This is a genomic window from Hymenobacter aerilatus (assembly GCF_022921095.1).
Taxonomy (GTDB): domain Bacteria; phylum Bacteroidota; class Bacteroidia; order Cytophagales; family Hymenobacteraceae; genus Hymenobacter; species Hymenobacter aerilatus.
In genome coordinates this window covers 4,779,624-4,795,991 of sequence record NZ_CP095053.1, presented here as the reverse complement: position 1 = coordinate 4,795,991, position 16,368 = coordinate 4,779,624, and the positions used below count along the sequence as shown (strand labels likewise).

The 16,368-nt window shown below is 55.1% G+C and carries 13 protein-coding genes and 2 tRNA genes; 5 read left to right on the top strand and 10 right to left on the bottom strand.

Going from position 1 to position 16,368, the window contains the following annotated elements; genetic code table 11:
- The 8 genes from MUN82_RS20040 to MUN82_RS20010 form a co-directional block, all read right to left on the bottom strand.
- A complete protein-coding gene (locus MUN82_RS20040; RefSeq protein WP_245093287.1) occupies positions 1-975 on the bottom strand; it encodes an AAA family ATPase in 975 nt (324 codons plus the stop codon).
- A gap of 101 nt (positions 976-1,076) precedes the next feature.
- The gene (locus MUN82_RS20035; protein ID WP_245093285.1) at positions 1,077-2,339 is read right to left on the bottom strand and encodes a heavy metal-binding domain-containing protein; all 1,263 of its coding nucleotides are present in this window, start codon (positions 2,337-2,339) and stop codon (positions 1,077-1,079) included.
- A gap of 56 nt (positions 2,340-2,395) precedes the next feature.
- Entirely contained in the window at positions 2,396-3,643 is a 1,248-nt protein-coding gene (locus tag MUN82_RS20030; RefSeq protein ID WP_245093283.1) for a heavy metal-binding domain-containing protein, read from the bottom strand.
- Between the two features lie 40 nt (positions 3,644-3,683).
- Entirely contained in the window at positions 3,684-4,928 is a 1,245-nt protein-coding gene (locus MUN82_RS20025; RefSeq protein WP_245093281.1) for a TolC family protein, read from the bottom strand.
- Positions 4,929-5,095: 167 nt separating this feature from the next.
- On the bottom strand, positions 5,096-6,985 hold the full coding sequence (locus MUN82_RS22320) for an efflux RND transporter permease subunit (protein ID WP_262922830.1): 1,890 nt from the start codon (positions 6,983-6,985) through the stop codon (positions 5,096-5,098).
- A gap of 38 nt (positions 6,986-7,023) precedes the next feature.
- The gene (locus tag MUN82_RS22315) at positions 7,024-8,304 is read right to left on the bottom strand and encodes an efflux RND transporter permease subunit (protein WP_262922829.1); all 1,281 of its coding nucleotides are present in this window, start codon (positions 8,302-8,304) and stop codon (positions 7,024-7,026) included.
- 87 nt (positions 8,305-8,391) lie between these two features.
- The gene (locus MUN82_RS20015) at positions 8,392-8,634 is read right to left on the bottom strand and encodes a heavy metal-binding domain-containing protein (protein ID WP_245093279.1); all 243 of its coding nucleotides are present in this window, start codon (positions 8,632-8,634) and stop codon (positions 8,392-8,394) included.
- Between the two features lie 165 nt (positions 8,635-8,799).
- Positions 8,800-9,228 (bottom strand): hypothetical protein, encoded by a 429-nt coding sequence (locus tag MUN82_RS20010; protein ID WP_245093278.1) that lies wholly within the window; start codon positions 9,226-9,228, stop codon positions 8,800-8,802.
- 221 nt (positions 9,229-9,449) lie between these two features.
- On the opposite strand from MUN82_RS20010, the gene MUN82_RS20005 reads away from it, so the two are divergent.
- Positions 9,450-10,487: an LLM class flavin-dependent oxidoreductase gene (locus tag MUN82_RS20005; protein WP_245093277.1), complete on the top strand. Its 1,038-nt coding sequence runs from the start codon at positions 9,450-9,452 to the stop codon at positions 10,485-10,487.
- Positions 10,488-10,545: 58 nt separating this feature from the next.
- Here the strand turns inward: MUN82_RS20005 and MUN82_RS20000 are convergent.
- A tRNA-Leu gene (locus tag MUN82_RS20000) sits at positions 10,546-10,631 on the bottom strand.
- 81 nt (positions 10,632-10,712) lie between these two features.
- Positions 10,713-10,788 (bottom strand) — tRNA-Gly (locus MUN82_RS19995).
- Between the two features lie 377 nt (positions 10,789-11,165).
- Here MUN82_RS19995 and MUN82_RS22510 point away from each other — a divergent pair.
- From MUN82_RS22510 to MUN82_RS19980, 4 genes are all read left to right on the top strand, one after another.
- On the top strand, positions 11,166-11,765 hold the full coding sequence (locus MUN82_RS22510) for an RNA polymerase sigma factor (protein WP_375374078.1): 600 nt from the start codon (positions 11,166-11,168) through the stop codon (positions 11,763-11,765).
- Positions 11,766-11,890: 125 nt separating this feature from the next.
- A complete protein-coding gene (locus MUN82_RS19990) occupies positions 11,891-12,940 on the top strand; it encodes a FecR family protein (RefSeq protein WP_245093276.1) in 1,050 nt (349 codons plus the stop codon).
- 250 nt (positions 12,941-13,190) lie between these two features.
- Positions 13,191-13,772: an STN domain-containing protein gene (locus tag MUN82_RS19985; RefSeq protein ID WP_245093275.1), complete on the top strand. Its 582-nt coding sequence runs from the start codon at positions 13,191-13,193 to the stop codon at positions 13,770-13,772.
- Between the two features lie 17 nt (positions 13,773-13,789).
- Positions 13,790-16,363, top strand: coding sequence for a SusC/RagA family TonB-linked outer membrane protein (locus tag MUN82_RS19980; protein WP_311136441.1), 2,574 nt, complete (start codon positions 13,790-13,792; stop codon positions 16,361-16,363).
- The last annotated feature ends 5 nt before the right edge of the window (positions 16,364-16,368 follow it).

Genomic DNA, 16,368 nt, shown 5'->3' with positions numbered 1-16,368 from the left:
TTAGCTGATGGGCACTTTGCGCAGAATGGCTTCAATAAAATCCTGAGTTCGAATGCCGTCGGCCTCGGCCTCGTAGTTGAGCAGGATGCGGTGGTTGAGCACGTCGGTGGCCACGTCCTTGATGTCTTCGGGCAGTACATAGTCGCGCTCGTTGAGGAAGGCCACGGCCTTAGCGGCGCGGTGTAGGGCTATGCTGGCGCGGGGGCTCACGCCAAACTGCACGTACTGCGCGTACTCGGCCAGGTCATACTCGGCGGGCTTGCGAGTAGCAAATACCAGCTCGATGATATATTTCTCCAGCGTTTCGGAAATCTGCACCTGGTTGATGAGCGTGCGGATAGCGAAAATATCGTCCTTGCTCAGCACAGGTTGCACGGCCTCCACGTAGCTCATATTGGCCATACGGCGCATCACCTCCAGCTCGTCGGCTTTCTTGAGGTAGTCGACGTAGACTTTCAGCATGAAACGGTCGAGCTGGGCCTCGGGCAGCGGGTAGGTACCCTCTTGCTCCACAGGGTTTTGTGTGGCCAATACCAGAAAGGGCAAGTCGATGGGGTAGGTCGTCTCGCCGATGGTTACCTGCTTTTCCTGCATGGCTTCGAGTAGGGCACTTTGCACCTTGGCGGGTGAGCGGTTCACCTCGTCGGCCAGCACCAGATTGGCGAAAATCGGTCCCTTCTTCACCTCAAACTCCGACTGATTCTGATTATAAATCATGGTGCCGATGAGGTCGGAAGGAAGAAGGTCGGGCGTAAACTGCACGCGCTGGAAGTGCAGGTGCAGCACCTTAGACAGTGTGCTGATAGTGAGTGTTTTGGCCAAGCCTGGCACGCCTTCCAGCAGAATATGACCGCCAGTGAAGAGGCCAATCAACAGCCGGTTGACCATGTATTGCTGGCCTACCACCACGTTGCCGACTTCGGCGAAGACCTGCTGGATTTTCTGGCGGTAGTATTCAGGATCGGGAGTAGCCATAGAAGCAAAGGGTAGGGATGGGAAGGCGCGAAAGATACGGCAGCAGAACGTGTAACGCAGAAAGTGGCGCTATTGCTGGCAGAGGCGTAATATTTTGCATGCTACTGCTTTGCCAGCGGTGAGGCACCTTTCTGCAAGATATACTCGCTGTGCAGCAGGTAGGCCCCATCCATCACCACTTCCTCGCCCGCCGTCAGGTGCGACAGAATCTCAACCTGCCCGCCGGCCTGTTTCCCAAGCTCTACTTCCCGGTTTTCATAGCTACCATCGGGGAGGCGCACCCACAGGCTGTTTCCGGCTTGCTCCTGCAATACCGCGGCCACAGGCACGCGCAAGGTACCTGTTGCCACCGGGGCGCTACCCGAGGTAGGCGCCACGCGCACCACGGCTTGCAGGCCCGGCGTGTACGTACGTTGCGGGTTGGGTAGGACCACGCGCACTAGGGTCACTTTGCTATCCGCCAATTCAGGATTTACAAAGCTTACGTGCCCTGCTACCTGCCTACCCGGCAACGACGGAAACGTGACTGTGACTGGCTGCCCGGCACGCACGGCGGCATCGGTGGCATAAAGCTGCGCTTCCACCCATACCGTGCTCAGGTCGACGAGGGAGAAGATGGGCGTACCCTCTTGCACGTAGTCGCCCTCACGCAAAGCCACTTCCTGCACCACCCCGTTTTTGGAGCTGAAATAAGGGACGGGGTTTAGGGGCTTACCAGCTCGCAGGAGCCGCCGCATTTGCGCGGCCGTGAAACCCCAAAGCTGCAACCGGTTGCGGGCCGCGGCTACCATCGGCGCGTAGTCGATGTTATCGGCGCCGGCCAGCTCGCGCTGCTGAGCGGTAGCGAGCAGAAAATCCAACTGGGCTTTCTGCAATTCTTCACTATAAAGCGCAAACAGCGGCGTACCGACGCGCACGGTTTCGCCGGGGTTACGCACGTACAGTCGTTCGATGCGGCCGGGCACGCGGGCGCTTACCTGGGTCAGGTTTTCGGGGTTGGGCACTACCCTGCCCGTGAGCACCACCCCCGTACCAGCGGCCGTAGTGGCCGCTACTGGTTCGCCTACCTTCCTCACTTTAATACCGCCCAGGCGCACCTGCTCGGCGCTGAGCCGGATAGTGCGCGCGGTGGTAGTGCCCGACTGGTGCTGCACCTTGATGAGGTCCATGCCGCAGATGGGGCAGTCGCCGGGCTCGTCCTCGTGAATTTGCGGATGCATAGAGCAGGTGTAGTACGATTCCGCCGTAGCTGCCAGTGCCGGGTTGGGTGTAGGGTTTGCTTCGGGCACCGTGGCCGAATCGGCCTCCGGGGTAGCCTGGCGGCAGGCCACAACGAGTAGCAGCAGTAGCAAAGTGTATTTCATGTTTTTCTCGCGGAGGTTCGCCGTTTTCTGACGAAAAGAACGTTGCAAAAACTCGGTTACAGCACCGGCTCAATAAAGCTTTCACTGTCGGTCAGGTACTGTGCATTGGCGGCTATCTGGTCCTGGACCGTCAGACCGTGCGTGATTTGCACCTGGTTGCCGGCGCGGGCACCCGTCACCACGGCCACTGGCTGTAGCTGGTTGTGCTGTTGCCGGAACACGACTTGCCGGGTGCCTAGGTCGAGGACGGCGGCGGCGGGCACCCACAGCCCCGTAGCTTGCGCTCTGGATTGAATCTGAGCTGTCACGAGTTGTCCTATTTTAAGCTGCTGCTCGCTATTTGACAGGTAGACGCGGGCAGTTGCCGTGGGGGCGCTGCTGGTAATGAGCGGTTCTACCAGCGCTACTTTGCCCTGGCGCGGTGTGGCCTGCGGCGTGTCGTTCAGCGTAATTTCTACCGTTTGGCCGGGTTGCACGTGCGCTATATCGGCGGCATACACTTGCAGCAAGGCCCACACTGTATTGGTATTCACAAGCTGCAACACCGGCTGGCCGGTTTGCACATAGTCGCCCTCCTGAATGGTCAGGGTACCGGCTTGTTCCAATGCGCTAGCTGCAGCGGCATCGGTGGTGGCCTCCGTAACGTAGCCACTCACGGGGCTATATACGCTGATACGTAGCTGCGGTCGGCCGCTTTTCTCAATAGCCCGTACTTGTCCAGTTGTCAGACCCAACAGCTCCAATTTGCGCCGCGAGGCTGTCAGCAATGCTTCATCAACAGGCTTGTTTTTCAAGATAAAAAGCAAATTCTGTTGCTCCGTCAGCAGCTCCGGGCTATAGATGTCGTAGAGTTTCTGGCCTTTTTTGACGGGCTGAAAGCGGGAGCGCACGTACAGCCGCTCGATGCGCCCCCCTACCCTCGCGGCCACCCGCTCGAACTGGCGCGGGTCGTAGCTGATAACGCCGGGCGCGGTAATGGTCGTCGTTTCGGCGCCAGCAGTAGGGTGCACCAACTGCACATCGGTGGGTGTAGCTGTGCCGCTGACAGGACTGGGTAGGGTGCTGGTATCGGCATCAGCGGCAGGAGCGGTGGTTTTCTTCACCAGGAACATGCCGCACACCGGGCACTTACCGGGCTCGTCCTGCACTACCTCGGGGTGCATAGGGCAGGTATAGTACTCTTCGGCTGTGGCGTGGGCGTGCTCATGAGGCTGTTCGGTGGAGCAGCTGGTGGCCATCCAAAATAGTCCTAACAAGAGCACGAGTAGGTAGAACCGCACTTGCCATCTTTTCTTCTTATTCATATACAAACCGCTGACGGCTTTTATCTTACATCTATACTCCCTACTGTTCCTGCTCGCGTTCAAATTCCACTTGCAGTTGCAAGAGCTGCTGTTCCTGGTCCACGGCGGCGAGGCGGGTATTGCGCAGGGTTTCCCAGGCTTGCAGCACCGCCGAGAAGGTTTCGGTGTTTTGCTCATAAGCCAACAGGGTAGCGCGGTAGCTCTTGAGCACGGCTGGCAACACGCTTTGCTGGTAGAGCAATACCTGCTCGTACTGGGCACGGCGGCGGGCATTGAGGGCTTCTACCTTGCCGGCGGCCTGGTTGAGCAGGTCGGCGCGCTGCTCGCGTAGCGCCTGCGCCTCTAGCTGCATACCCGCCACATTGGCCTTGTACTGCCGCGAGGCCCACGGCACAAATGGCACCGACATCGTACCCAGCACCGTGTATTGGTTGGGCATGCTACCTAGCCCCTGCATATGCTGGGCCTGCACAGCAAACTCAGGCCGGGCGGCAGTGCGCTCTAGCTGCTGCTGCAACTGGTTGCGTACCAACGACTGATCTAAGGCGCGCACGTCGCTACGGGCCTCAGCCAGTTCGGTGGTGTCCAGGCTGCGGTCGAGGGCACGCAGGTGGTAGGTGGTGTCGATATCGAACAGGGTTTGCGGGTCGCGCACCAGTAGGGTATTCAGGTTGGCACGGCGCTCCTTCAGCTGACCTTCCAACTCCATCTCCTCTACGTGGTGTAGCTGCAAGGCCGCCTGGGCACGGTAGGCGTCGCTGAGTTTCTCGCCGCCGTATTTATAGCGTAGCTCGATGCTGCGGAGCGCAAACTCCATTAGGCGCTCGGTTTTTTCCAGCACGTGCAGCTTCTTTTGCAGCATTAGCCAGTCGTAGTAGTTCTGCTTCACGTCGGCGCGCAGTTGGTTGCGCGTGTAGGCGCGGGTTTCGCGGTCCACGCTGGCCTGGCTGCGCAGGTAGCTTTCGTTGGCGCGCTGGCGGGCACGGTTCGGCAGGCCCTGCTCGGCCATCACCATCACCGAGCCACCCGACTGCATGCCCATATCCTCACCGCGGCGGTTGGCGCTGTAGGGCACCATAAATGGGCCAGCCCCTACCTTCGGGGCCATCCACACCCGCGCCCCGGCGGCGTAGGCATCGGCGGCTTTGGCCTGGGCCTCGTACTGCCGCAAGCGCGGATGCACGCGCTCTACCCTAGCCAGAATAGAATCGAGCGGCAACACCTCGGGCAGTTGGGCCTGGGCACCGAGGGGTAGGAAAAGAAAGAAAAGCAGGAAGCGTTTCATAAACTAGTCAAACTAGAGTTAGTGCTAGCTCCCCTCCTTTTTTAAGGAGGGGGTAGGGGGTGGTAAAAGCCGAATAGAACGATGGCTAGGTTCTAGACTTTCTAGTTCTAGCCGGAACCACCCCCTACCCTCCTTAAAAGAGGGGAGCTAGTTTTTAGCTTTCATCATCAATGCCGAGCCACCGGGATTTCCATCTGGCCATGTTTGCGCAATTCGTATTCTTTGGTCATCTCGAAGACCACCGGCGTGACAAGCAGAATGTGCACCGACGACGTGAACACACCGCCAATCAGCGGGAGCACAATAGGGAGCATCACATCCGACCCTACCCCCGTGGACCACAGCACCGGCACTAGCCCAAACAGCGACACCGACACGGTCATGATTTTGGGGCGCAGGCGCTGGGCGGCGCCTTCCATCACGGCCCCGCGGATGTCGGCGGGCGTGATGGTGTCGCGGGAGTTGCCTTTGCGAGCCACCAGCTTCTGCATGGCCTCGTTGAGGTAAATCACCATCAGGATGCTGGTTTCCACGGCCAGCCCGAACAGCGCGATGAAGCCCACTGCCACCGCTACCGACAAGTTCACGCCGTAGAAATACACGATGAACACACCCCCAATCAGCGCAAACGGCACCGTCACGATGTTGAAAAAAGCTTCTTTCAGCGAGCCGAACGTGAAATAAAGCACCCCAAAAATGACGGCCAGCACCAGCGGCAGAATCAGCTTGAGGGTTTGGGTGGCGCGGAGCTGGTTTTCGTACTGCCCGCTCCAATCAAGGAAGTAACCCTTTGGCAGCTTGCCCATCATCGTTTCTAAGCGCTGGCGGGCTTCGGCCACGGTGCCGCCCAGGTCCCGGTCGCGCACGTTGAACAGCACGGTACCGCGGAGCAGGGCGTTTTCGGAGTTGATCATCGGTGGGCCTTCCGCAATCCGGATATCAGCCACCGACGACAGCGGGATGGGGCCGCCGGCCGTTTGCACTTGCAGGCGCTGCAAGGCGGGCAGGCTGTTGCGGAAGTCTTGGGCAAAGCGGGCATTCACACTGAAGCGCTGCCTACCCTCAATGGTAGTAGTCAGCTCCATGCCGCCCAGCGCCGATTCCACCAGCAGGTTCACGTCGTCCACGCTCAGCCCATAGCGCCCGATTTCCTCTTTCTTCACCTTAATATCAAGGTACTTGCCACCCGTAATCGGCTCTACGTACAAGTCCTTTACCCCATCGATACCGGCTAAGTGCTGCCGAATTTGGGTAGACAACCGGTAGATAGAATCCAGGTTCTGGCCGTACACCTTCACACCCACATCCGTCCGGATGCCGGTAGAGAGCATGTTGATGCGGTTGATGATGGGCTGGGTCCAGCCGTTCACCACGCCCGGAATCTGAAGCTTCTGGTTCAGCTCGTCCACGATTTTGGCCTTGGTCATGCCGGCGCGCCACTCGTCGCGGGGCTTCAGCAGAATGATGGTTTCAATCATCGACAGCGGCGAATTATCGGTGGCCGTGTTAGCCCTACCCGCCTTACCCAGCACGTGCGCCACTTCGGGCGTTTGCTTGATGATGCGGTCCTGCACCTGCAAAATGCGCTTCACCTCCTGGTTGGATACATCGGGTAGGGTGACGGGCATAAACAGGATACTACCCTCATCGAGCGGCGGCATAAACTCGGTGCCCAGGCTGAGCAGCATCGGAATGCTGACAAGCAGGGCCACAATGTTAATGCCCAGCGTGGTTTTGCGCCAGCGCAGGCACCACGCCAGAATAGGGGTATACACGCGCTCCAGCGCCCTACCCACCGGGTTGCTCCCTTCCGGCTTCAGCTTGCCTTTCAACAGAAAGCTCACCAGCACCGGCCCTACCGTAATGGCAATGAAGGCATCGACGAGTAGGATGAAGGTTTTGGTCCAGGCCAGGGGCGCAAACAGCTTGCCCTCCTGCCCGGTGAGCAGAAACACCGGCAGAAACGACACCACGATGATAATGGACGAGTAGAACACGCCTGGCCCCACCTGTTGGCAGGCCCGCTCAATAATTCGGTTGCGCTCTTCGCTGGTCATTGTAAACCCTTTATTTCTATCATACTATTGCTAGTAAACTAGCTTGTAGCTTCTTCTACCTGTTGTGCTTCCGACAGATGCCGGTAGGCATTTTCCACCACCACAATGCCGTCGTCCACAATCACTCCGATGGCCAAGGCAATGCCGGTGAGCGACATGATGTTGGACGACACGCCAAAGGCTTCCAGCAGAATGAAGGCAATGGCAATCGACAGCGGCACCTGCACAAGAATGATAATTGCGCTGCGGGCATGAAAGAGGAATAGCAGCACAATCAAGGACACCGTCACCATCTCCTCTACCAGCGTGCCCTGCACCGAGGCAATAGCCCGCTCGATGAGCGTGCTCCGGTCGTAGGCAATTTCGAATTTCACGCCCCGCGGCAGGCCTTTTTCCACCTCCTGCATCTTGGCTTTCACAGCCCGGATGACGTTGTCGGCGTTTTCGCCGTAGCGCATCACAATGATGCCACCCACGGCTTCGCCCTCGCCATTCACGTCGAAGATACCCAGGCGCAGGTCGCCGCCCATTTGCACGGTGGCCACGTCTTTGATGCGGATAGGAGTAGACTGGTAGGTGCCCACGGGCATGTTCTCCACGTCCTGGATATTTTCGATGTAGCCCAGCCCGCGCACGATGTAGCCCATGTCGCTCATCTCAAACTTGCGCCCGCCCACGTCGTTGTTGTTCGACTTCACGGCCCGTAGCACGTCGGGCAGCGGAATGCGGTAATAGTTGAGCTTGGTGGGGTCGAGGGTGATTTGGTACTGTTTCTGGAAGCCGCCAAACGAGGCCACTTCGCTCACGCCGGGCACGGTTTGCAGGGCAAACTTCACGTACCAGTCTTGCAAGGCGCGCTGCTCACCCAGGTCCATGCCCTTCGCTTTCAGGGTATACCAGAGCACGTGCCCTACCCCCGTACCATCGGGGCCGAGGGTAGGGATAACGCCCTCAGGCAGCAGCCGTTGGGCGTAATTGAGGCGCTCCAGCACCCGCGAGCGGGCCCAGTACAGGTCTACCTCGTCGTCAAAAATCAGGTACACAAAGCTCATCCCAAACATCGACGCGCCCCGGATATTGCGCACTTTTGGAATTCCCTGCAGGTTCGATACCAGCGGGTAAGTGACTTGGTCTTCCAGCACCTGGGGGCTGCGCCCACTCCACTCCGTGAACACAATCACCTGGTTTTCGGAAAGGTCTGGAATGGCGTCGATGGGGTTGCGGCGCAGGGCGTACACGCCCCACCCAAACAGCCCCGCCGCCAGCAGCAGCACCAGCACCCGGTTGCGCAACGATAAGGCAATAAGCTTTTCTACCATATTTCTGAGCGGTTGACTGATAGCCGATGGGTATCAGCTTTTTTAAAACAGTAGCCGATAGCGTACCGCCATCTGCTAAGCATTACCTCATTGCTTCACCAGCGCCATACCGCACTTGGGACAGTCGCCGGGCTTGTCGCTGGTTACTTCAGGGTCCATCGGGCACACGTAGGCCCCGGCAACTGCTGGCGTAGCTGTCGTGTCGGCGGAGGTCGTTTTCATGGTATTAGCCGGACCTTCGGCACCTACCGTTACGGGCTTGTTGTCGGCGCCACAGCTACTCACCAGAAACAGACCTGCGGCCATAAAAGAGAGGAATGCAGATTTCATCAGCATAAGTGAAAAAGGGTTGAAAATGAAGAAAATGGAAAATTAAGAACTGCATACACGCAGACCCACAGCGGCAATCTACCGGCCGAATAGCGCGTGAAAACGCGCTGCCGGCGCGGACATAGCAAGGCTATATCCGCGCCGGCAGCGCGTGCGAAATCAACTTTAGACCGTTAGGGAATGCGTATAGATTCGGATGTCCGGAATCTTGGGCTTCAGATGCCGCCGGGGCACCAGGGCTACCGGCCGGGCTTGCTCCCAGCGCACATAGCGCGCAAATGTGAAGTCGAAGGTAGGCGGCAGAGCCAGCCACAGTGGCGCGTCGCTCACAGCGTGGCTAGGTGGACCAACCAGCGCGGCAAAAAAGGCCTTCACCGGTGTCTGGCAATCCGATTTGTCGGTATCGGGCGCGTGCTCCACCTTGCCCATGCCCTTGCAATGCTTGTCGGCCATTTTGGCGCAACACGTCATTTTAGGCGCTTTTACCTCGCTAGCTACCGGGCCGCAGAAGCACCGCCCCGCGAACATGCTGAGGAAGGCTACCAAAAAAGTAGCCGCCGTCAGGCGTCGCGTAAGGGCAGAGAATCGAAACATATGGTAAGCGGGTAGCGCCCGGTACTTAACCGCAAAGATAGGCAAGTCGTTCCGGTTGTGCTGGTACGAGATTCTGCACGAGTGGTACAGCTTGCGGGCAACACGTGCCCCTGGTAACTGCTTGCCTTCTTTTTTTGTTGACAAAAGAAAGGCGCCCACCGAGGCTGCCTGCGGCCGGTAGTTTCCGTACCCGCACATCGTTTTGTCTATTTTCTCAACTGATGAACACTGATTCTTCTTCCGTTGCTTTTTCCGTGCTGGACCTAGCGCCCATCCTCGCTGGCGGCACCCCCACCGATACCTTTCGCAACAGCTTACACCTAGCCCAGCAAGTAGAGGCTATGGGCTACACGCGTTACTGGCTTTCCGAGCACCACAACATGGCCAGCGTAGCCAGCTCCGCCCCGCCTATCCTGATTGGTCATATTGCCGGAGGCACTACCTCGCTGCGGGTAGGCTCGGGCGGTATCATGCTACCCAACCACGCACCTTTGGTAGTGGCCGAGCAGATGGGCACGTTGGCCTCGCTCTACCCCGGCCGCATCGACTTGGGCCTGGGGCGCGCCCCAGGCACCGACCAACGCACGGCCCAAGCCATTCGCGGCAGCCGGTTCGGAGCCGTGCAGGACTTCCCAAGCGATATTCAGCAACTGCAAACGTATTTCTCCACTGCCAACAGCTCCAGCCCCGTGCGCGCCATGCCCGGTGAGGGGTTGGATATTCCCATCTACATCCTAGGCTCCAGCACCGACAGCGCCTATCTGGCTGCTGCCCTTGGCATCCCCTATGCCTTTGCCAGCCACTTCGCGCCGGCTCAGCTATTACCTGCCTTGCAAATTTACCGGCAGCACTTCCAGCCTTCTGCTACACTGGCGGCGCCCTACGCTATTGCCTGCGTCAACGTAGTAGCCGCCGACACCGATGCTCAGGCGCAGTGGCTGTCTACCTCCCTCCAGCGGTTTATGCTGAGCGTAGTAGCTGGTCACCCGGCCCCGTTGCAACCACCCGTAAAGGACATGACGCCCTTTTGGGCGCCGGCTCAGCAGCACATGGTAGAGCAAATGCTGTCCTACTCCTTCATTGGCAGCAAGGCTACATTGCAAGCTGAACTTCAAGAGTTTGTTGACCGCACGCAAGTCAACGAGCTGATGGCCATTACCAACGTTTTCGAGCACGAGGCCCGTGTGTATTCCTACCAGCTATTGGCCGACGCGCTTCGGGCAGTAACTCGTCAGCCGCTTGACGCAGTAGTAAGCTAATCGCATTGAGGCGTACTACGCAAAAAAGCCCTTTCATCATCCGATGAAAGGGCTTTTTTGGTACCAGAGACGGGACTCGAACCCGTACGTCCGTGAAGACAAGGGATTTTAAGTCCCTCGTGGCTACCATTACACCACTCTGGCTCAAGCAGTTGTATCAATTTACATAATATTCACTGCATGTAAACAAAAAAGACGCTGCCGGTAAAGCAACGTCTTTCTGTTTGGAGCGGGAGACGAGGTTCGAACTCGCGACCTCGACCTTGGCAAGGTCGCGCTCTACCAACTGAGCTACTCTCGCTTTTAGTCTCAACACCGTTACCGGCGTTTTGATGTGACAAAGGTAGTAGAAGAATTTCTGAAGTCAAGGACCAAGCACAAAAAAACCATGCTTTCTGCCACTACCAAGCTGTTTTCAGCTGATTTTCAAGCAGAAAAATTTCATGCAAACATGAGTAATTACTCATTTCTCCTGCTATCTGTGTGCTACAGTCTGCCTAAACATAGTCTTCTCATCTAGTATATGTGTAAAATTTACGTCATTTAAGTAACTGCTGATAGCTCTATATTCGCTACGCAGACTTCATCTCACATTATTACTATTGTATTATAAATCAGTATATTTATCATATCCCTTTCTGTCTACTTTCCATAATTTTCTCTATTTCATCTGTATTCGTGAGCTCCTCGCCTATCCGGTTCTATGCTTCTTGGAATGATGCTGCCTTACTAGAAGCGATAGTACAGGATAACCGAGGGGCTTTCGCCGAGGTGTATGAGCGGTATTGGTACCGGGTCTTTGCATTGGCTTACCGAAAGCTAAAATCCCGAGAAACGGCAGAGGAGTTAGTACAGGAGTTGTTCGCTACCCTCTGGCACAAGCGGGCCGAGCAGACAATTGCACAGTTAGACCATTATTTATTGGCTGCTATCAACCATCGGGTACTAAGCTATATCCGTGCTCATCGAGTCCGAACGCACTACGCTACTTACTGCCAGACCATACGAGTTGAGACAACGCACGAAACAGAAGAAGCGTTGGCTGCTAGTGATTTGACAGCTGCTTTCCTACGAGGTGTAGAACTCCTACCTGAAAAGTCACAGGAAGTATTTCGACTGAGTCGCCTAGAACATCAATCCGTGGAGGAAATAGCAACGCATCTGGGTATTACATCTAAAACAGTTGAGTATCACTTGACTAAGTCGTTGAAGATATTACGCTTATACTTACGGGAGTTCATGGTTATGTTGGTGCCCTTCTTTTTTTTCATTCGTTGAAGAGCAGTTCTACACATAAGCATAGGCTTTTTGAGGTGATTATTTAAAAAAAGTTTAGCTACTCTTTAGGGGTAAGCCCGAGATAGGCGTCTTCCTTTTTAGACGCCTATCTCGGGCTTACCCTTATGACTGAAGCTGAATTTGAAAGTTTGCTCCAACGCTACCTCGACGGCACTAGCCGGCCTGGCGAACGAGAGCTGATAGAGCAGTGGAGCAACCAGCTTGGGGAGCCGGATAACTTAGTCCTGCCGCCCAATGAACGTGAACAGGCACGTGCGGCTATGTGGCGTCAGATTGAGCACCTCACGCAGGATAACCTCGACAGTACGCTTCCGACTGAAGGTCTTCGGCATTCCGTATCTTTTTGGCGCACGCCACCAGCGCGATGGATAGCGGCAGCAGTGCTAATGATCGGGGTAGCGTTGGCTGTAGTACTGCCCCCAAAATGGCACTTAACAAGTGTGCCTGCTACGACGGCCGTTAAGTGGACGCAGCACCGCAATGGGGGAAAAAAGGCTGAATTGCTTACCCTGATGGACGGCAGCCGTGTTACGTTATCGCCAGGCAGTAGCCTAAAGTATAGGCATGGCTTAGCAGGTTCACGGCGGGAGGTGCGGCTGCGAGGGGAAGCCTTCTTTCAGGTTGCTAAAAATCCGAATAAGCCCTTTCTGGTTTACACCGATCAGCTTGTGACAACTGTGCTGGGAACTAGCTTTCGAGTGAAAGCCTACGCAGGGCGTAAAAATGAGGTAGCGGTGCAAGAAGGTCGCGTATCTGTACAGCTACGCCGCGGAGCCAATCTGAGTGCCACACCAATACAACCAGCTACTGAGAGCATTATACTGTTGCCTAACCAACAGGTAGTATACTCAGCTTTAACGCCGCGCCCATTGCGCAAGCAGTTAGTACAGAACCCCGTAATCCTCGCTCCACAGACCTTCACTTTTGACAAACAACCTGTCGAAAAGGTATTACAGGCGTTGGAGAAAGCATATGGAGTCGAGATTGTATATGACCAGGCCAAGCTAGCTAACTGCACTATCACCATTACTTTCTATCAGGAAGCAGAATCGCTCTTCGATAGGTTGGATGTGCTCAGCAAGGCGCTCGGAGCCAGCTATTCTACTGCTGATAACGCTCGAATTCTATTCCAGAGTGATGGTTGTACCCTTTAAGCTTTCGATACAGCTCGCAATGGCGCTTCACTTTTCACACTTCTCTTTTTCAGCTAGTTACTACCCTGGCCTCCTACTAGGCAACACAATAGCACGCTCATTCCTACAACCTCTACGATAACACTTTTTTTTACCTCTCCACCGCAATCGTTTTCTGTTTATGAAAAACCGCTTACCTCTTTCGAAGCGTTTTGGATATCCTCTTAGGATATTCGCGATTCAATCCGCTTTAGCTTTGCCGCTGACTACTATGGCCGTTGCTCGCCCGGCTGCGGCGCAGCAAGTAGTTCTGGAACGACACGTTTCATTTCAAGTAGAGTCGCAAACGATTGAATCGGTGCTGAAACAGCTTGAAAAGCAGTTGGATGTACACTTCGTTTATAGTCCACAACTTATCGGCTCTAATCGGCGGGTAACCTTACGCGTCGCAGACCAACCACTAGAGCAAGTCTTGAATGAACTGCTTGCTCCACGCAAAGCACAGTTCGAAGTACGCAAAGGACGGGTTATTCTGAGCCAGGCGCGCGCCGATGCCAACGCTGCCGATGTGCCCGTATCGGGCCGCGTGACGCAGCCCAATGGCCAAGGCCTACCCGGCGTGACCGTGGTAGTGAAAGGCACTAACACTGGCACCACCACCGACGCCGATGGCAACTTTTCGCTGACAGTACCGCAGGGTAGCGTACTCTCTTTCAGCTTTATCGGCTATAATCCGCAGGATGTGACGGTGCAGGAAGCGACTACAACGCTGCGCGTTTCCTTGCAGGAAAACAGCCAGTCGCTTGATAATGTAGTAGTGGTAGGCTACGGTACACTTGATAAAAAGAAGTAACCAGTACTGTCACTCACATCGACAGCAAAGAGTTACTGACGGTAGGGTCAACCAACCCACTTACGGCGTTACAAGGAAAAGTAGCTGGCCTAACTATCGCTAATACCACGGCCGCCGATCCGAATACGCAGCCGAGTATTCAATTGCGCGGGGTATCGTCACGCAACGCCGGGCTGGGCCCACTCATTGTGATTAATGGCGTGCCGGGCGGCAATCTGGAAAACATTAACCAGAACGATATAGAATCTATTGATGTGCTGAAGGGTGGTGCTGCTTCGGCTATTTATGGTACACGCGGCAGCAATGGTGTAATTGTGGTCACTACAAAGAAGGGCACAAAGAACAACTTGCTTGAGTACAACACTTACACAACGTTTGACTACGCTACCTTACAGCCTAAAGTACTTTCTCCCGAAGAGTTTTTAGCACAAGAACGCGGCACGGATTATGGCGGCCAAACGAACTGGCTGAACGAAATATCCCGCAACTATGCCTTTGCGCATAAACATTCTCTTACTGCTTCGGGCGGATCCGAAAACAGTAACTATCGGGCTACGATGGACTACCGCGATGCGGAGGGCATTGACGTACGTTCGGGCCGACAGGAGTATGGTGCGCGTCTTTCCTTGAATCACAATGCACCCAGCAAGCTCTACTCCATCGGGCTAAACTTTGCGCCGCGCTATATTAATTCCCGCAATACTGACTATGGCAGTTATGAGCAGTCCCTTACGCTGAACCCTACCATTCCAGTACGGAACCCCGACGACCCGACGCGGTATTACAACATTCAAAGCGGGTTCGATGGCCGTTTCAACCCAGCAGAGCGTCTACAAACGGAATTAGCCGGTACGGAAGGCAAAATTCTGAACTACGATGCCACCTTTAAGCTGAACATCTTACCTACATTAAATACGCAGGTAACGTATGGACAGTTCACCAGTGACTATTTCGACTTTTTCTTCCGGCCTTCTACTTCCACGTTCGCTTTACAGAACGAAGGGGGTATGAACTCTGCTCGGCGCAACTACAACCGCAGTGACCAGCGCAGCCTCGAGTGGATTGGTAATTATGCCCTTACAGTACAAGACCATTCTTTACAGGCCTTGGCAGGCTATTCTTACCAGTACTTCGTTTCGGAAGGTAATGCCATCTACAACCGTGATTTTCCTTCCGATGCCTTCACCTACAATAATATTGGCTCCGGGCTTTATGGGCAAGTAGCCGGACGCACTGATGGTAGCAGCTATAAAAACGACTCCAAGCTAATTGCCTTTTTTGGCCGCGTTAACTACTCCTTCAAAGACAAATACCTTTTGTCTGCTAGCTTGCGTCGCGAGGGTTCATCGAAGTTCGGCGCCAGCAACAAGTGGGGCAATTTCCCAGCCGTGTCTGTGGGTTGGCGCATAGGAGAAGAGTCTTTTCTGGATGGTCAGGAATGGATAAACGATTTGAAGCTGCGGGCTGACTACGGCGTGACCGGTAACCAGGATTTCGGCAACTATCTTTCGCTTAATACCTACTCCGGCTACGGCTATTATCTGCTCAATGGCACGTACTACCAAGTATATGGACCGAACCAAAATCTCAATGCCAATTTGCGCTGGGAGGAGGCACAGAGTTTTAACGTTGGGTTGGATTTTGCCTTGTTTAACAGCAAGCTTACTGGTAGCGTAAACTACTACACCCGCCGAAACAAAAACCTGTTGGGCTACTACAGGGTACCAACACCGCCTAGCACGCAGAACGAAACATATGCCAACGTAGGCACCTTAGATAACTCGGGTATAGAAGTACAGCTAAACGCCCCTATTATTAGCAAACCGAACTTTCAGTACGCCATTTCCTTTGCTGGGGCAACAAATGGTAATCAGTTCGTTTCCTTCTCCAACGATACGTACCAGGGACAACCCTTCATCGATGTAGTAGGCCTCCCTTCCCCCGGCACACCTGGCAACGCACAGCGTTTACAGGAAGGCCAGCGCATTGGCTCATTTTATATGCTAAAATCAGCTGGTGTTGACGAAGAAGGGCGCTTATTAGTGTATTCCAAAGATGGCACTATTATTCCGGGCAACCGGGCAACTCTGGACGACCGGCAAGTGGTAGGTAATGGCTTACCAAAATACACATTAAGCCTGGGTAATACATTAACTTACAAGAACTTTGACGCGTCTATTTTCATTCGGAGTGTCCTGGGTTTTGATGCGTTTAACACCAGAGCTTTCTACATAGGTACGCCGTCCACGCAGTCCAACGCCAACGTATTGACGTCTGCCTATGATGGCAGTAAGTACTCTAAGCTCACCAACTCTGCTACCACCAATGTGCTATCGGACTACTTTCTGGAAAAGGGTGATTTTGTGAAGCTCGACAACGTGAGCATCGGCTATACTTTCCAATTCACCTCGAAGTATGCGCGCTCATTGCGTCTGTATGCCGCGGCCAAAAACGTCCTGACGATAACAGGCTACACCGGCGGCGACCCTGATATCTTACCCATCAACGGGCTATATCCGGGCATTAATAGCAACCGCAACTACTACCCTTCCACCACGCAAGTACTGTTCGGCCTTCAGTTTGGCCTGTAAACTTA

Bases quoted from the DNA above. Each gene is read 5' to 3' on its own strand.
- MUN82_RS20040 (WP_245093287.1), bottom strand. From the start codon at position 975: ATGGCTACTCCCGATCCTGAATACTACCGCCAGAAAATCCAGCAGGTC.
- MUN82_RS20035 (WP_245093285.1), bottom strand. From the start codon at position 2,339: ATGAAATACACTTTGCTACTGCTGCTACTCGTTGTGGCCTGCCGCCAG.
- MUN82_RS20030 (WP_245093283.1), bottom strand. From the start codon at position 3,643: ATGAATAAGAAGAAAAGATGGCAAGTGCGGTTCTACCTACTCGTGCTC.
- MUN82_RS20025 (WP_245093281.1), bottom strand. From the start codon at position 4,928: ATGAAACGCTTCCTGCTTTTCTTTCTTTTCCTACCCCTCGGTGCCCAG.
- MUN82_RS22320 (WP_262922830.1), bottom strand. From the start codon at position 6,985: ATGACCAGCGAAGAGCGCAACCGAATTATTGAGCGGGCCTGCCAACAG.
- MUN82_RS22315 (WP_262922829.1), bottom strand. From the start codon at position 8,304: ATGGTAGAAAAGCTTATTGCCTTATCGTTGCGCAACCGGGTGCTGGTG.
- MUN82_RS20015 (WP_245093279.1), bottom strand. From the start codon at position 8,634: ATGAAATCTGCATTCCTCTCTTTTATGGCCGCAGGTCTGTTTCTGGTG.
- MUN82_RS20010 (WP_245093278.1), bottom strand. From the start codon at position 9,228: ATGTTTCGATTCTCTGCCCTTACGCGACGCCTGACGGCGGCTACTTTT.
- MUN82_RS20005 (WP_245093277.1), top strand. From the start codon at position 9,450: ATGAACACTGATTCTTCTTCCGTTGCTTTTTCCGTGCTGGACCTAGCG.
- MUN82_RS19990 (WP_245093276.1), top strand. From the start codon at position 11,891: ATGACTGAAGCTGAATTTGAAAGTTTGCTCCAACGCTACCTCGACGGC.
- MUN82_RS19985 (WP_245093275.1), top strand. From the start codon at position 13,191: ATGGCCGTTGCTCGCCCGGCTGCGGCGCAGCAAGTAGTTCTGGAACGA.